A 16,101-nucleotide genomic window follows, 5' to 3' on the forward strand; every position below is an offset into this window, starting at 1 on the left:
TAACAATAAAAGTACATACATTCAAATTTAATGTCCGGAATTGCCAAAATTATTAAAGGCAAGCCTTTTATAATCGCATTATGGTTTGGTTTAAGCCTGTTTGCAGTTATTAAAAGTGTTGTGCTTGGCCACAGCCATATACACAATAACTACTTTGTGTATAAGTATAATTTCTTGAACCTTATACATCAGCGTAATCTATACCTGCCCTATCCTGAGCACTATTTTGATCTTAACCATTATGGGCCCATATTTTCATTAATTATAGCACCGTTTGCTTTGCTACCTGATGGAGCAGGTGTAATATTGTGGGTTGTATTTAATGCCTGGATATTACTTAAAGCCATACAGCTACTGCCCATAAAGCAGGAACATTACCTGCTGATATTGCTGCTTTGCGCACACGAGTTAATGACCGCGGCTGCCAATGTGCAAATTAATGGGCTTATAGCTGCCTTAATAATATTCAGTTACGTATTTATACGTAAAGAACAGGACTTTTGGGCTGCGCTGATGATAGCCCTGGGTATGTTTATTAAACTTTACGGTGTAGTTGGACTGGCGTTCTTCTTTTTTTCAGATCATAAGTTAAAGTTAATAGCCAGCCTGTTGTTCTGGTCGGTAGTATTGTTTGTACTGCCCATGCTTATCTCCTCGCCGACCTTTATTGTACAGACCTATAAAGATTGGTATAACGACCTGCTGTATAAAAACGCCACCAACATGGTATCAACACGCGAAGACGTATCTGTTATGGGTATGGCGCGTAAAATAGCTTTCCCTCACCTATCAAACCTGGTGGTATTATTACCCGGAGTTATATTGTTCGCGCTTACGTACATCCGTGTAAGTTGTTTTAAAAAATTAAACTACCAACTGCTTATTGTTGCGTCAACACTTATTTTTCCTGTAATATTCAGTACCGGGTCCGAGTCACCAACTTATATTATTGCTTTTACAGGTGTAGCCATATGGTTTATAAACACCAGTAAACCTGTTAGTTACATTGACATATCTTTACTAATATTTGCTTTCATATTAACCAGTTTATCTCCGTCTGATCTTTTCCCGAAATATCTGAAAGTAAACTACGTTGATCCTTATGCATTAAAGGCATTACCCTGTTTTCTCATCTGGCTAAAAATAATTTATGAAACTTGGTTTAGGAAATTTTCTGAAAATGACTTAACTATGTTTCCTGAAAAGGATATTAAAGTCGCTGCTGTATGAAAAAGAAGTTATCTATTGTCATCCCGGCCTTTAACGAGGAAAAAAATATTGAGTTCCTGGTAGCAGAAGTATTCAGAGCATTAAGGGCTACTAACTATGATTTTGAACTGATTATTGTGGATGACGGTAGTAAGGATAAAACCCTTGATGCCATAAAGCTGCAAGCCGATATTTATCCTAACGTATATTTTATTGAGCTTTCAAAAAACTTTGGTAAGGATTATGCACTTAAAGCTGGTATTGACCGCGCCAATGGCGATGCCCTGATAACCATGGATGCCGACCTGCAGCACCCACCCCACCTACTGCCCCAAATGCTGAAATTATGGGAAGAAGGCTACGATATTATTTACACCTACCGCGAAGAAGCTAACCCACATGTAAAAGGTTACCAGCGCGTTGCCTCAAAAATGTTTTATAGGGGGATAAACGCGCTGTCAGACATTACGCTGGAGAATGGTATATCTGATTTCCGTTTACTTGACGAAAAGGTGGTAAAAGAATTAAAACAAATAGACGAGTACGAAATATTTTTTAGGGGAATGGTTAAATGGGTGGGCTTTAACCAAATAGGTATACCTTACACCCCTGCTCAGCGCCATACCGGCGTGGCCAGTTATTCGTTTATAAGACTGGCTAAACTGGCCGTTGGCAGCATTATGGCGTTTAGTGTACGGCCATTGTATATTGCTACCGGGCTTGGTTTGTTTTTTTCGGTATCGGCTTTACTTTATATACCTTATATTTTTATCAGTTATTTTGCCGGGTACGATGCTGTATCGGGCTGGGCATCATTAATTGCAACCGTGGCCTTTTTTGGTGGTTTGCAATTACTGGTTTTAGGTATAATTGGCATGTATTTGGGTAAAATATTTCTGCAAACCAAACATCGGCCCAATTATATTGTTCGTTCTACAAACTTGTTAAAAGCCAAAAATGATTCTGTTAGGATTTGATGTTGAAGAATTTGACCTGCCACTTGAGTATAACCAAAGTATTGACTTCCCCGAACAGCTAAACGTATCTACCAAAGGCACGCTGGCTATATTGGCAATACTAAGGGTTAACCGGGTAAAGGCTACATTTTTTTGTACGGCTAACTATGCAGTTAACAAACCCGACATTATTCAGCAAATTATTGATGAGGGCCATGAAATAGCTTCGCATGGCTATTACCATTCTGATTTTGATATCAAACACCTGTTATCATCCAAACTAAAACTGGAGCAATTAACAGGCACCAAAGTAACGGGTTACCGTATGCCCCGTATGATGCCTGTTGATGAAGCCGAAATAAACAAGGCCGGCTATTTGTACAATTCGTCTGTAAACCCCACCTGGATTCCCGGTCGTTATAACAATTTTAAAAAGCCGCGCACCTGGTTTTTTGATCATGATGTGCTACAGATACCTGCATCAGTATCGCCGTTGGTGCGGTTCCCATTATTTTGGCTTAGCTTTCATAACCTGCCCATGACCATGGTTAAATGGATGGCCGCCGCCGCCCATCGTAAGGATGGCTACCTCAATCTGTATTTTCATCCCTGGGAGTTTGTAGATATAACTGCAAAAGGTGTATATCGCCTTCCCTCGCACATTTCGCGTAACTCGGGCGAACCGTTTATAAAGCGTATAGAAAATTTTATACAATGGGCCAAAGCAAAGGGCTATGAATTTAAACGGACGGGAGATTTTGCAGAGGAGATTATAAAAAACAATAAATAATCAAATACGTCATTGCTGTAATCATAAAAGTGCAGTGTCATGGTAAGCCCCGTCGAACCATGGCGGGCAAAGGCCTCTTCGCGCATATCCTTCGACGGAGCTCAGTATTGACATACCCACTTAATTACTTGTGCTCATGCAAAATTTTCTGCTCTATCCTCTTATCAGGCACCAGCCAAATTAAAGCTACCAATATATAAAGCCCAAAACTTATTAAAGGGTTAACCCAGCAAAGCGGTATAGCACATATATAGATCAGGGTAGAAATTTTACCTTTTTTATCTTTACCCAATGCTTCGGCCAAAGCTGAGTGCTTTCCTTCATGCCGTACCAGAGTTTGCGCTAATATGAAGTACGCTATAGAATTCATTAATAATACAAATCCGTAAAATGCTACCGGCCAGGTGTTATGGGTATGGTTCTCGCCCATCCAGGCGCTGGCGAAAGGCACCATGGAGAGCCAGAACAGTAAATGTAAGTTGGCCCATAATACTGCCCCGTTTATAGATTTTACTGCGTGCAGCATATGGTGGTGGTTACTCCAGTAAATACCCACATAAACAAAGCTGATAACATACTGCCCAAAAACAGGCCCAATAGCTATTAGTGATTGTAGATCGTGCCCGGCAGGCGCGTGCATCTCTAAAACCATAATGGTTATAATAATGGCTATAACCCCATCGCTAAAAGCTTCTAAACGTCCTTTCCCCATTTAATATAATTAAAAGTCAGAGTAGGGTGTTGCATGAAGAAAATTCCGTTCAGCTTTAGTAACATTGCCCTTATATTCTGGTACCGCGTTCAGTACCTTCCATTCGTCTGTAGCAAAAAAGGCGGTCCAATGGTCGTCCATATCCTTTTTATCGTTATAAACGGTCATATACATCAGGTTAGGCATACGTGCCCCGGCAATTACCTGTGCGTAAAAAACTCCGTTTGAATTTACTTTATTAAATATGGCTATTTCGCCCTCAAACATCTTGAGCTTACTGGTGGCATACTTTTCGGTAGCGCTTTCGTAACTGCGTAATTCATAATACCGCTCCGTTTTATTCGATGTTAAGTTAGGTGGCGTAACACCCGGCGCAACAGCAAAAGCCCTTAACAAAATGGTTTCAATACGTACATACGGCTCATTGGGCCTTACGGCATCCAAATAATCTTTACCGTTAGCCAGGTATTGGTCGTCCTTTAGTAATTTGGCAGGTGTGGCTTCCAATTCATCCATATTTTTAAACGGAATAAAAACATATAGCTTACGGTCGCTGGTATCAGCATCAGTTATCGGTTTAAAAACGCCTATATTTTTAATGCCCAATTTATGCATTGCAGGCAGGTAAGCATCTTTTAAATATTGCTCAACGCGGTCCACCTGCTGCGCATTTTTTAAATGATAAACTTTAATTTGATAATAAAGCCTGTCGGCAGCTTTAACATGTATGCTTAAGCAAATACAAAGCATAAATACCATAATGCCTGCAAAAGGGCTGATAGTTGATTTAATTAATGTTCTCATAAAATTTAGTTGGTTTGTGTTTTTATTCGTGGTAAACTTACGATCAATAATACAAAAACGGCGGTAACTAATTTTAATAAATTAGCATCAACACCAATATTTAAGGTTACGGCCAGCACCATCTGAAAAATAATGGCACCAAATAATACCAACAGCAGGCTCAACCAAACCGAAGTTATATTAAACCAACCTATCAATGTTTCGGCAATTATGACCGAGCCAAGCCCTCCTATTACAATACCTATACCCATATTAATATCGGCAAAGCCCTGTAATTGTGTAATTAAATAACCGCTAATAGCAGTAAGCGCGTTGGCCATTGCCAGGCCGATTATCTTCATCCTGTCGGTATTTACGCCCAGCGCGCGTATCATAGTTTCGCTATTACCGGTGGCACGCATGGCTATACCGAAATCAGTTTTTAATAAATAACCTATTAACAGGGTTACTATCGTCACAAAAAAAGCAAGGATAATAAAAGTGTTTTGGTTAGTATCGACCAGCAGACTTACAGAAGTAAATATAGATGGCGTGTTAATTAACGGCAGATCCGACCGACCCATTATGGTCAAATTTACCGAATACAGCGCCGTCATTACTAATATACCCGCTAATAAAGGATTCACCTTCAGCTTAGTATGTATCAACCCTGTTATTGCCCCTGCAATGCCCCCGGCCACTATCGCCGCAGGCAAAATAAAATAACCCGGCAAATGTTGCAGTAGCATTACCGCGGTAACTGCCGCTCCCAGGGTATAACTACCATCGGTAGTAATATCTGGGATATTAAAAATCTTCATGGAAATATATATCCCCAATGCTATGCCCGAAAAACAAAGACCCTGCAATAAAGCGGTAAGGTAAAATTCCATTTATTTTACAGCTACAAAATTTGAGGGTACGGTAATATGATATTTTTTGGCGGCGGCCTCGTTATATACCCGCTTACGCACTTTTACCATTTCGGGTTTAAGGCCGTCGGTTTTATGGGTTTTTAAATACTGCGCAGCCTGCTCGCCGGCCTGATAGCCCCACTGATAAAAATCCGCGCCAAAAGCCGCTATCGCACCACGCTGCACCAAACCAGCCTCGCTGGTAAATATGGGTACATTATGCTGGTTGCAATTTTTAAGAATGGTCTCGAAAGCGGCAAATATGGTATTGTCGGGAAGGGCAAAAAACGCGTCGATGTTTTTACTTAATAAGGATTGAGTAATCAATTGTGCTTCGGCAGATGAATTAAGCGGTAAGGCTATCAAAGTAACATTTAAACCTTTGGCTAATGATTTAATACGCTCCAGTGCATCGACTGATTGCGGCTCGGATTGGTTATAGGTCATCCCGATAACCAGCTTACCGTTTTTGGGTTTTAATAGTTTTGGGATGATAGAAAAGGATGTGTCGATATAGTTCAAATCCTCCACCGCGCCGAATAAGTTGGCCGGTGCTTTGCCATTGGCGTCCAAAACCTTCATCCTTTCGGGCGTTGGCGATACCATCTCAAAAATTGGTATCGATTTTGTTTTTTGCACGGCTGTAACTGATGATAAAGTGGTACTGGTAGCCAGCATATCTACAGGTTCGGTAACAAAATAGTTTACTATCTGGGTCAACGTAGGTATGCTACCCTGCGCGTTGCGGTACTCAATTTTTACATTTTGCTGCGCTTCGCTAAAGCCATTCCTTTTTAAAGCGTCAACAAAACCAACACGTGCCTGTGCTATGGTAGCATCTTCAAACATATCAACAAAGCCAATAACAGGGATGGTACTTTTGGGTTTGTGTTGGCACGATGCCATTATAATGATAAATAATACAGCAGATAAAAGTTTTAACGACTTCATGGTACTAAGGTAAATAATTTGGACTAAGATTAATAGGATTGAAAGATTACCGGGATTTTGACTCACCCGGTCATCGCTACGCTCGACCACCCTCTCTGCTGCAAGCAGCAAAGAGGGTTTTGGTAAACAAAATACTTTCCGTTTATGGCAACCCTCTTTACGCCGAAGGCGAAGAGAGGGTCGACCAGCGGAGCGCAGTCGGGGTGAGTCGAAGGGACGCGTTTCTTCACAAGACTATTTAGATAAAATACCTATTTTTACCAAACATGATACCTATAATATCTAAACTACCTCAGGTAGGCACTACTATATTTACTACCATGTCGGCATTGGCTGCCGAGGTTGGGGCCATTAATTTATCGCAGGGTTTTCCGGATTATGAATGTTCGCCGGTATTAATTGAACTGATAAACCAGGCCATGAAAGATGGCTATAATCAATACGCCCCCATGCCTGGCGTAGCGGCATTGCGACAACAGGTGGTTAATAAAGTTAATAAGTTGCACGGCAGTAATTATAATGCTGATACGGATGTTACCATTACCGCAGGCGGCACACAAGCAGTTTTTACGGTGATAAGCACTATTATAAACCCAAATGACGAGGTTATTATATTTGAGCCCGCCTTTGATTGCTATGCCCCTGCTATTAAGTTAATGGGCGGTGTGGTACGATCATTGGAGTTGGAACCACCCGATTACCGTATACCCTGGGATATGGTAAAAAAGTTAATAAACAACCGTACAAAGCTTATTATTATTAATTCGCCGCATAACCCTACCGCAACCATTTTGCACGAAGATGATATAGAAGAGTTGACCGCCATTGTACGCAACCAGGATATTTTTATTTTAAGTGATGAAGTTTATGAACACTTAATATACGATGGCCAAACCCACCGCAGTATGGCCCGTTACCCCGAATTGGTTGAACGTAGTTTCATTGTAGCCTCCTTCGGTAAGCTATTTCACGCTACCGGCTGGAAGGTGGGCTATTGCCTTGCCCCTGCCTATTTAATGAAAGAATTTAGAAAAATACACCAATACCTGGTTTTTAGCGTTAACTCTCCAATGCAGTACGCAATGGCCAAATATCTGGAAGATGAGCGCGTTTATTTGGATCTGCCGTCATTTTTTCAGGAAAAGCGAGATTATTTTCGTGAAGGACTTGCACAAACAGCATTTGAATTGCTACCTTGTTATGGTTCTTACTTTCAATCAGTTAAATACCAAAACCTAAGTAACTTAAGCGATGTTGATTTTTGTTTGCAATTAACCAAAGAAGCCGGTGTAGCCACTATACCAACCTCGGTGTTTTATACCAAACAAACAGACCATCATATACTAAGGCTTTGCTTTGCCAAAAAACAGGAAACACTGGATACCGCTATTGAAAGATTAATGAATTTTAAACCATTACTATAACTATTACGTATTAGTTTCACAAGCCGGGCCAACCAACTATGGATAATCTGAAAATAACCTTGTTCCAGGGGTACTTGTTTTGGGAGAAAATAGATAAAAACCTTCAAAACATTAGTTTGAGATTATCCGGCATACGCGAAAAAACCGATCTCATTATCCTGCCCGAAATGTTTAATACGGGCTTTACCATGAACGCGGCTGAAATGGCCGAACCTATGGACGGTAAAACCATGCAATGGATGCATAAAACCGCGCAGCAATTTGATTGTGTGGTAACCGGCAGCCTAATCATCACCGAAAAAAATAAATACTATAACCGCCTGATATGGATGCTGCCTGATGGAAGCTACAAATATTATGATAAGCGCCATCTTTTTGGTCTTGGTCAGGAAGATCATACTTATACTTCCGGTAAGAAAAAACTCATAGTAGAGCTAAAGGGCTGGAAAATTTGCCCCGTTATATGTTACGATCTTCGGTTCCCTGTGTTTTTACGTAATGTGGGTGGCGAGTATGATCTGCTGCTTATAGTAGCCAACTGGCCCGAACGTCGCGCCCTGCATTGGCGCACACTTATACCCGCCCGAGCGGTAGAAAATCAGTGCTATGTTATAGGCGTTAACCGTGTTGGGCACGATGGCAACGAGGTTTATCACTCCGGCGATTCGACCTGTATTGACCCTAATGGCAATGTGGTGTATTATAAACGCGATGAGGAAGATGTATACACCTTCTCCATAAATGCCGAAGAACTGGCCCTTAACCGCCGGGCTTTCCCTTTTTTAAAGGACGCGGATAAATTTGAGCTAAAGAATTAATAATTTAGCTGAATGAGATTTCTGAGGATAGCCCTTTTTATTGTTCTGGTAATTGCTGTATCGTTCCCGTCATCTGCCCAAAAAAAGAAAGATTATACCAGGTATGTTAATCCGTTTATAGGCACCGGAGGTCATGGCCATACCTACCCGGGTGCTGTCGTACCTTTTGGCATGGTGCAGCTAAGTCCGGATACCCGCTTAACCGGCTGGGATGGCTGTTCAGGGTATCATTATACGGATAGTGTGGTATACGGCTTCTCGCATACGCATTTAAGCGGAACAGGCATAGCTGATTATAACGACGTGCTGTTTATGCCCACAACCGGTGCGCTTAAATTCAAGAACGATGAGTACAGCTCCCATTTCTCCAAAAAAGCCGAAGTAGCATCGCCCGGGTATTATAAAACCCATTTAGATAAGTATAATATTGATGTAGAACTTACGGCCACCCAGCGCGTGGGTGTACACCGCTATACCTATCTTACCGGTCAGGATGCCAATATTATAGTTGACCTTAAGCACCACGACCAGGTGCTGGAATCGTGGGTGGAGGTAGTAAACGACCATGAGATACGCGGACTGCGCCGTTCAAAAAGCTGGGCGAAGGATCAATACGTTTATTTTTATGCTAAATTCTCCAAACCGTTTAAAACTTATGTTATAGCCGTTGATGATTCGCCGCAACCCGGCAAAAGCAAGGCCGAAGGTAAAAACGTAAAGCTGGCGCTGCAATTTGGCAGCGTAAGCGAGGTGATATCAAAAGTGGGCATATCATCAGTAAGCACGGATGGGGCATTAAAGAATTTAGATACCGAAGTGCCCGGTTTTGATTTCAAGGCTATACAAAAAGCGGCTAAGGCTGCCTGGAATATTGAACTATCAAAAATTGAAGTAGAGGGCGGTGCGCCAAGTGCTTCTGATCAACAGGCACTTGATCTGCCTGCTAATTATAATCCGCTTACCTACAAATCAGGGCCGGTAAAAAAAGAAAAAGCACCTGATTACGCCCATATAAAATTGGTTACCTTTTATACCGCGCTTTACCATTGTATGCTGGCCCCCAATATTTATAACGATGTTGACGGCCAATACCGCGGGCTTGACCAAAAGATACATACAGCGCAAGGGTTTAATTATTATACGGTATTTTCTTTGTGGGATACATTCAGGGCCGAGAACCCGCTGCTTAACCTGATAGACCGCAAACGTACTACCGATTTTATAAAAACTTTTTTGGCGATGTACGAGCAGGGTGGTCTGTTGCCTATATGGCCACTGGGCAGCGACGAAACCTTTTGCATGATAGGCAACCACTCTATCCCAGTTATTGTAGATGCTTATGCCAAAGGCATACGCGATTTTAATGCTGAAGAAGCATTGACTGCCATGAAAGCCGCCGTAAACCGCAGCCAGTTTAGCTTTGATAAATATGCTAAATCGGGTTTTGTGCCGGTTGAGGAATCCGTATCAAAAACACTGGAATACGCTTATGATGATTGGTGCATAGCCCAAATGGCAAAAATGCTGAACAAAACGGACGATTATAATACGTACATCCAACGTGCACAGTACTGGAAAAACGTTTATAACAGCCAAACCGGTTTTATGCAGGCAAGGGTAAACGGTAGCTGGTATGCTCCTTTTGAGCCAACCGAAATAAACCGCAACTATACCGAAGGCAATGCCTGGCAATACGCATTTGCCGTGCCGCAGGATGTACAGGGTCTTGCCGACGCTATGGGCAAAGTGAATTTTGAAAACAAGCTGGATGAACTGTTTACCACAACAGCTAAGGTAACCGGGAAAAAATTAGAGGATGTAAGTGGTCTTATTGGTCAGTACGCGCATGGCAACGAGCCAAGTCACCATATGGCCTACCTGTTTAATTTTACCGAAACTCCATATAAAACCCAATATTACATTAACAAAATACTGAATGAGGAATATAGCGATAAGCCCGACGGACTTGCCGGTAATGAAGATTGCGGACAAATGTCGGCATGGTATGTAATGAGCTCACTGGGCATATATAATATTGCACCGGGCCAGCAACAATACCAGGTGGGCCTGCCGCAATTTGAAAAAGCAGTTGTCAACCTGGAGAATGGTAAAAAGTTTACCATCCTGAATGACGGGGCAACGGTGAGCCGCAACAATATTTATTTACAGGGTATGAACCTGAATAAAAAAGCCTACAACAAGCTTTATTTAAACTATGACGATGTGGCCAACGGCGGCAACTTTGAAGTATTTACGGGCAGGTTAGCTAATAAAATTTTTATGCAGGATTTGGAGAAACCCACATCAGTCATTACAGATAATTTGATTATACCTAACCCGTATATAGTAACATTGCAAACCTTAGCGCCGCCAACCTTGCTTGAAATTAAAAGCAACGATACAGATGCCAAAATATATTATACAACAGACGGATCAGTACCAACAACAGCATCAACTTTGTATACTAAACCGATACCTGCTGTAACTAACAGAACAATAAAGGCAATTGCGGTAAAAAATGGTAAAAGCAGCCTGGTAACAGAGGCGAAATTTTAAGTATATGGCATACGAAGAAAAATTAGCAAACCGAATACGCGAAGCATTGGTTAACCAACCTGATATAGAAGAAAAGAAGATGTTTAGGGGAATATGTTTTATGGTAAACGGTAAAATGTGTTTATGCGCCAGCGGCGATGAAATGCTGTGCCGTATAGGTCCCGATTTATTTGAGCAGGCATTAGAGACAAACGGTGTACACGGTATGATACGCAATGGCAAACCGCTTAAAGATTTTGTATTTGTAGGCCCCGAAGCTATGCGTACACAACAGGAGTTTGACTATTGGGTTAACACGGCATTAGCTTTCAATCCCCGGGCTAAGGCAACCAAATCGAAAAAATAATTTAATTGTTAAAATTACGTTGATACTAAATTGCCCTTAGCGCTATGATTTTGGGCCATAATTTTACATCTTTACCGCATGTTCAGACGTCTACAAAACAAATATCTGAGATACCTCGTCTTCTTTGTTTATTTCACAATCATATTTTTCTGTGCCATTGAGTTAAACTTTTTATGGCTGTTCGGCTACTCGCCTGATATGCAGGATATTAAACAACCCAGTTTAGCTGTTGGATCGCAGGTATATTATTCTGATGGCAAATTGCTTGGCCAATATTACCATGAAAACCGCTCGCCGGTTGAGTATAAGGACCTATCCCCCAGCCTGGTTCATGCGCTGGTAGCTACCGAGGATGTGCGTTTTTATAAACACGGTGGTGTTGATTTTTATGGATTTGTTACCAGTATGATATCAACCGCTGCTGGCGATAAGCGTGGTGGTAGCACCATTACCCAGCAACTGGCAAAAAATTTATTTTCAACCCGCAAAAAAAAGTCGCAGGGACTGATCAGTCATGTACCGCTGCTGCGTACGTTAGTTTTTAAATGTAAGGAGTGGTTAACCGCCTATAAAATTGAGCATGTTTATAGCAAAAATGATATCCTCACCCTTTATTTTAATACAGTGCCTTTTGGTAACAATTCGTTTGGTATACGCACTGCTACCTTAAAGTTCTTTAATAAAGAACCTAACCAGGTAAACCCTGCTGAGGCCGCTACTTTAATTGGTATGCTAAAAGCGACCTCAACTTATAATCCTATTAATAATCCTGATAAATCTGTCGAGCGCCGTAATACGGTGTTGAGCCAGATGGAAAAATACGGCTATTTAAGCAAGGCTGATTATAACGTTTACAGTAAAAAACCTATCGGATTGGACCTGAGTCACGTGGATAAAGACTCCAACGGCGACTCGTACATACGTCAGGCGGTTGAGCGCTGGCTTAAAAAATGGTGTACCGATAATGATTATGATCTGTACGAAGATGGGTTGAAAATATATACCACCATTGATTCGCGCCTGCAAAAATATGCAGAAGATGCCGTTGATGAAAAAATGAAAATGCTACAGCGCAGGTTTGATAACTTATGGGGCAAGAAAAATCCATGGCGAGACTCGAAGGGTAACGAGATAGTAGATTTTATATTAAAGAATGAGCAAAAATTACCGATTTATAAATTATTAGAAACCAGGTATAAAGGCGATACCACCCAGATACAGGCTTATTTTAAAAAGCCCAAACCCATGAAGGTATTCACCTGGAACGGCGAAAAAGACACTACATTATCTACCATCGATTCTATAAAATATTATGCCCGTATTTTAAACACAGGGATGATGACCATTGAACCTGCAAGCGGCAAAATAAAGGTTTGGGTAGGTGGTATTAACTATAAATATTTTAATTACGACCACGTAAACCAATCAAAGCGCCAGGCGGGTTCAACATTTAAACCATTTGCCTATTTAACCGCTTTGGATAACGGTTTTACCCCCTGCGATAAGTTTACTGATAAACCGGTATCCATTAAATATAACGATGGCGGTAAAGACCAGGTATGGGAGCCCAATAATGCCGATTTTAAATTTAGTTATAACGAAATGTCGTTACGTTGGGCCATGGGTAAATCTGTTAATTCCATTACCGCGCAGCTTACCGAGAAAGTGGGCTGGGATAAGGTAGTTGAGTATGCGCATAAATGCGGTATTGAAAGTCCATTAAAATCGGTACCATCAGTGTCATTAGGCTCAAATGATGTGTCTGTTTACGAAATGGTACGTGCTTACAGTACTTTTTTAAACAAAGGAGAAAAGATTGACCCCATATTAGTAACTAAAATTACCGACCAGGATGGCAACGTTTTGCAAGAGTTTGGTTTAAAAACCGAACGCGTAATAAGCGAAGAAGTAGCCTGGTTAATGCTGTATATGTTTAGGGGTGGTATGGAAGAACCGGGCGGCACATCGCAGGCATTATGGGAATACAACGGCCTATGGAAGAATGATAACCAAATTGGCGGTAAAACCGGTACATCGTCCGATTATGTTGACGGCTGGTACATGGGCATAACTAAGGATCTGATTACGGGTATATGGGTAGGCGCTGATGATCGCAGCGTACACTTTACCACGTCCGAGACCGGAGAAGGTTCGCATACGGCCCTACCTATTTTCGGCAGCTTTATGGAACGGGTTTATGCTGATCCTAAATCGGGTTATACCTGGGGACATTTCCCTAAACCGTGGACGAAAATCACCAAAAACTATGATTGCCCTACACCAAGGTTAAGAGATTCCACTGAGACAGATAGTTTAGCCACGCCAATCGACAGTGCAAATCGTGAATTAGCGCCTGCAGAGCGGGCATCGGGAACGTTACCTTAATTTATACATAGTATATTTAAAGTGTTTAATTTAGCATATTAATCTTATCACCTGTATGACCAAACGCTACGCTGCTATCAATAAAACCCTGCCAATATGTATTGCTGTTATTTGTTTAACAGTTTTAAGTTTTACTGCTAAGGCACAGTATTTTGGCCAAAATAAGGTTAGGTATAAAAAACTTAACTTCAAGGTTTATAAAACCCCCCATTTTGAAATATATTATTATCTGGATAACCAAAGCATGATAAAACGCTTTGCCCAGGAGAGCGAGCTTTGGTACACCCTACATCAGCAGGTATTCAGAGATACTTTTAGCAAGCCCAACCCCATTATACTATATGCCAATCACCCCGAGTTTCAGCAAACCACGGCTATTGATGGCAGCATTGATGTGGGTACAGGCGGTGTTACCGAAGGATTAAAGAACCGTGTGGTTATGCCGGTAATGGAAAACAACGAGATGACGCGCCATGTTATAGGGCATGAGTTGGTGCACGCTTTTCAATATCACCTGCTTTTAGGTAACCCGGATAATCCGTACGAAAACATAAACAATCTTCCTTTATGGATGATAGAGGGCATGGCCGAATACCTATCGCTTGGTAAAAAAGATGCTTATACCGCCATGTGGATACGCGACGCATACCTTAACCATGATATACCAACAGTAAAACAACTTACCGAAAGCAGCAAATACTTTCCGTACCGTTATGGGCAGGCATTTTGGGCGTTTATTGGCTCAACCTATGGCGACACGGTTATTATGCCTTTCTTTAAAAACGCTGCCCGTTTTGGGGTAGCATACGGTACGCGCCGCACGTTTGGTTATGACGATAAAACCCTGTCGTCATTATGGAAAAACTCTATTGAAGCCACCTATAAGCCTTATTTAAAAGACACTGTACAAAAACCTGTAGGAGAAGCGATTATAACAGATAAAAATTCAGGAAAAATGAATATTGCCCCGGCGGTTAGTCCTGACGGTAAATACCTGGCGTTTTTATCCGAAAAGAATTTATTTACCATTGATCTTTACCTGGCGGATGCCAAAACCGGGCGCGTTCTGCGTAAACTCACCAGTAAAATATCAAACACACATATTGACGAGTTTAACTTTATTGAATCGGCGGGCACATGGTCGCCGGATGGTAAGCGGTTTGCTTTTAGCGTTTTTAACAAGGGGCGCAACCGCATGCTGGTGGTTGATGTAGCCAGCGGTACAGTTGTCGACGACGTATCTATGGGCAAAGCCGTTCAGTTTAGTAACCTGTCATGGTCGCCTAATGGCAAGGATATTGTTTTCCAGGGATTAGCCGAGGGACAAGGTGATCTGTACCTATATAATTTCGACAAAAAAACAATCACCCAATTAACCAATGATAAGTACTCTGATTACCAGCCAAGTTTTTCGAGGGATGGTAAAAAGATCATTTTTTCGAGCGACAGAACAACGTATGACCGTAGCTTATCGCAGGCTATAACCTTTAATCTGGCCGAATACGATATTGCCACAGGCGCCATAACTGATATTAAGGTATTTGATGGTGCTAATAATTTGAACCCGCAATATTCGTCAGACGGGACGCAGGTTTATTTTTTATCAAACCGCGATGGTTTCCGTAATATGTACCGGTACACATTAAGCACCGGCAAGGTTGAACAAATGACCAACTTGTTTACCGGTATTTGCGGTATTACCGAGTTTTCGCCGGCATTAAGTATATCTAATAATAATGATATAGTTTATTCCTACTACCGTGCTCAAAAATATACATTATACAACGCCAAAGCCGATGCTTTTACACCGGTGGAGGTAAGTAGTCAAAGTGTTAATTTTGACGCGGCTATGCTGCCGCCGTCGCGGTCGGTAGGCGTTGATCTGATTAACTCCAATCTTAACAATTTCCTGGCTTATCGTAAAATAGCAGCTGATTCTATAAAAAGCATCCCTTACAAACCACAGTTTAAGCTGGATTATTTAGCCAGCACCGGTGTTGGCGTGGGAGTCAGCAGTACTTATGGCGCAGGCTTGGCCAGCGGTGTACAGGGTGTATTTAGCGATATTTTGGGACGTAATCAAATTTATGCGGGGATAGCTGTAAACGGGCAGGTATATGATTTTGGCGGACAGCTAACCTATATTAAACAAGAAGGCCGCTGGAACTTTGGTGCCGGCATATCGCATATACCTTACCAGTTTGCCAATTATAGCTACGTTAACACCACTTTCAACCAAAATAATAAAACCATACCC

Annotated in this window: 13 protein-coding genes; 9 read left to right on the forward strand and 4 right to left on the reverse strand. The window is 41.6% G+C overall.

Annotation, left to right across the window (positions count from 1 at the left end):
* Window positions 1–30 precede the first annotated feature (30 nt).
* The 3 genes from ABI367_RS05125 to ABI367_RS05135 are packed head-to-tail and all read left to right on the forward strand — an operon-like array spanning window position 31 to window position 2,955.
* The gene (locus ABI367_RS05125) at window positions 31–1,230 is read left to right on the forward strand and encodes a glycosyltransferase family 87 protein (RefSeq protein WP_462226964.1); all 1,200 of its coding nucleotides are present in this window, start codon (window positions 31–33) and stop codon (window positions 1,228–1,230) included.
* Complete coding sequence (locus ABI367_RS05130) at window positions 1,227–2,186, forward strand: glycosyltransferase family 2 protein (protein WP_462226966.1); 960 nt, start codon at window positions 1,227–1,229, stop codon at window positions 2,184–2,186. The genes ABI367_RS05125 and ABI367_RS05130 overlap by 4 nt, the downstream gene beginning before the upstream one ends.
* On the forward strand, window positions 2,167–2,955 hold the full coding sequence (locus ABI367_RS05135; RefSeq protein ID WP_462226967.1) for a polysaccharide deacetylase family protein: 789 nt from the start codon (window positions 2,167–2,169) through the stop codon (window positions 2,953–2,955). Before ABI367_RS05130 ends, ABI367_RS05135 begins: the two co-directional genes overlap by 20 nt.
* A gap of 124 nt (window positions 2,956–3,079) precedes the next feature.
* Here the strand turns inward: ABI367_RS05135 and ABI367_RS05140 are convergent, their stop codons facing one another.
* Genes ABI367_RS05140 through ABI367_RS05155 form a run of 4 tightly spaced genes read right to left on the reverse strand, consistent with a single transcriptional unit; the run spans window position 3,080 to window position 6,315 of the window.
* Window positions 3,080–3,667: a TMEM175 family protein gene (locus ABI367_RS05140; protein ID WP_462226969.1), complete on the reverse strand. Its 588-nt coding sequence runs from the start codon at window positions 3,665–3,667 to the stop codon at window positions 3,080–3,082.
* A gap of 9 nt (window positions 3,668–3,676) precedes the next feature.
* The gene (locus tag ABI367_RS05145; RefSeq protein WP_462226971.1) at window positions 3,677–4,471 is read right to left on the reverse strand and encodes an NIPSNAP family protein; all 795 of its coding nucleotides are present in this window, start codon (window positions 4,469–4,471) and stop codon (window positions 3,677–3,679) included.
* A gap of 5 nt (window positions 4,472–4,476) precedes the next feature.
* Window positions 4,477–5,343: an ABC transporter permease gene (locus tag ABI367_RS05150; RefSeq protein ID WP_462226973.1), complete on the reverse strand. Its 867-nt coding sequence runs from the start codon at window positions 5,341–5,343 to the stop codon at window positions 4,477–4,479.
* Complete coding sequence (locus ABI367_RS05155) at window positions 5,344–6,315, reverse strand: ABC transporter substrate-binding protein (RefSeq protein WP_462226975.1); 972 nt, start codon at window positions 6,313–6,315, stop codon at window positions 5,344–5,346.
* Window positions 6,316–6,581: 266 nt separating this feature from the next.
* Here ABI367_RS05155 and ABI367_RS05160 point away from each other — a divergent pair, with 266 nt between their 5' ends.
* The 6 genes from ABI367_RS05160 to ABI367_RS05185 all read left to right on the forward strand — a co-directional run.
* Window positions 6,582–7,739, forward strand: a complete 1,158-nt coding sequence (locus ABI367_RS05160; RefSeq protein WP_462226976.1) for a methionine aminotransferase — start codon at window positions 6,582–6,584, stop codon at window positions 7,737–7,739.
* A 38-nt stretch (window positions 7,740–7,777) separates the two neighbouring features.
* Window positions 7,778–8,557 carry an amidohydrolase gene (locus ABI367_RS05165; RefSeq protein WP_462226978.1) on the forward strand — a complete coding sequence of 260 codons (780 nt, stop codon included), beginning with the start codon at window positions 7,778–7,780 and terminating at the stop codon, window positions 8,555–8,557.
* 12 nt (window positions 8,558–8,569) lie between these two features.
* The gene (locus tag ABI367_RS05170; RefSeq protein WP_462226980.1) at window positions 8,570–11,113 is read left to right on the forward strand and encodes a GH92 family glycosyl hydrolase; all 2,544 of its coding nucleotides are present in this window, start codon (window positions 8,570–8,572) and stop codon (window positions 11,111–11,113) included.
* A gap of 4 nt (window positions 11,114–11,117) precedes the next feature.
* Window positions 11,118–11,459 carry a TfoX/Sxy family protein gene (locus ABI367_RS05175; protein ID WP_462226982.1) on the forward strand — a complete coding sequence of 114 codons (342 nt, stop codon included), beginning with the start codon at window positions 11,118–11,120 and terminating at the stop codon, window positions 11,457–11,459.
* Between the two features lie 78 nt (window positions 11,460–11,537).
* Complete coding sequence (locus ABI367_RS05180) at window positions 11,538–13,844, forward strand: transglycosylase domain-containing protein (RefSeq protein WP_462226984.1); 2,307 nt, start codon at window positions 11,538–11,540, stop codon at window positions 13,842–13,844.
* A gap of 55 nt (window positions 13,845–13,899) precedes the next feature.
* Window positions 13,900–16,101 (forward strand): TolB family protein (locus ABI367_RS05185; protein WP_462226986.1); only part of this gene is annotated, 2,202 nt, incomplete at its 3' end.

This window comes from Mucilaginibacter sp., assembly GCF_039935595.1.
In the GTDB taxonomy this organism is placed as follows: domain Bacteria; phylum Bacteroidota; class Bacteroidia; order Sphingobacteriales; family Sphingobacteriaceae; genus Mucilaginibacter.

Coding starts and splice junctions, on each gene's coding strand:
- ABI367_RS05125 (WP_462226964.1), top strand. CDS start 31: ATGTCCGGAATTGCCAAAATTATTAAAGGCAAGCCTTTTATAATCGCA.
- ABI367_RS05130 (WP_462226966.1), top strand. CDS start 1,227: ATGAAAAAGAAGTTATCTATTGTCATCCCGGCCTTTAACGAGGAAAAA.
- ABI367_RS05135 (WP_462226967.1), top strand. CDS start 2,167: ATGATTCTGTTAGGATTTGATGTTGAAGAATTTGACCTGCCACTTGAG.
- ABI367_RS05140 (WP_462226969.1), bottom strand. CDS start 3,667: ATGGGGAAAGGACGTTTAGAAGCTTTTAGCGATGGGGTTATAGCCATT.
- ABI367_RS05145 (WP_462226971.1), bottom strand. CDS start 4,471: ATGAGAACATTAATTAAATCAACTATCAGCCCTTTTGCAGGCATTATG.
- ABI367_RS05150 (WP_462226973.1), bottom strand. CDS start 5,343: ATGGAATTTTACCTTACCGCTTTATTGCAGGGTCTTTGTTTTTCGGGC.
- ABI367_RS05155 (WP_462226975.1), bottom strand. CDS start 6,315: ATGAAGTCGTTAAAACTTTTATCTGCTGTATTATTTATCATTATAATG.
- ABI367_RS05160 (WP_462226976.1), top strand. CDS start 6,582: ATGATACCTATAATATCTAAACTACCTCAGGTAGGCACTACTATATTT.
- ABI367_RS05165 (WP_462226978.1), top strand. CDS start 7,778: ATGGATAATCTGAAAATAACCTTGTTCCAGGGGTACTTGTTTTGGGAG.
- ABI367_RS05170 (WP_462226980.1), top strand. CDS start 8,570: ATGAGATTTCTGAGGATAGCCCTTTTTATTGTTCTGGTAATTGCTGTA.
- ABI367_RS05175 (WP_462226982.1), top strand. CDS start 11,118: ATGGCATACGAAGAAAAATTAGCAAACCGAATACGCGAAGCATTGGTT.
- ABI367_RS05180 (WP_462226984.1), top strand. CDS start 11,538: ATGTTCAGACGTCTACAAAACAAATATCTGAGATACCTCGTCTTCTTT.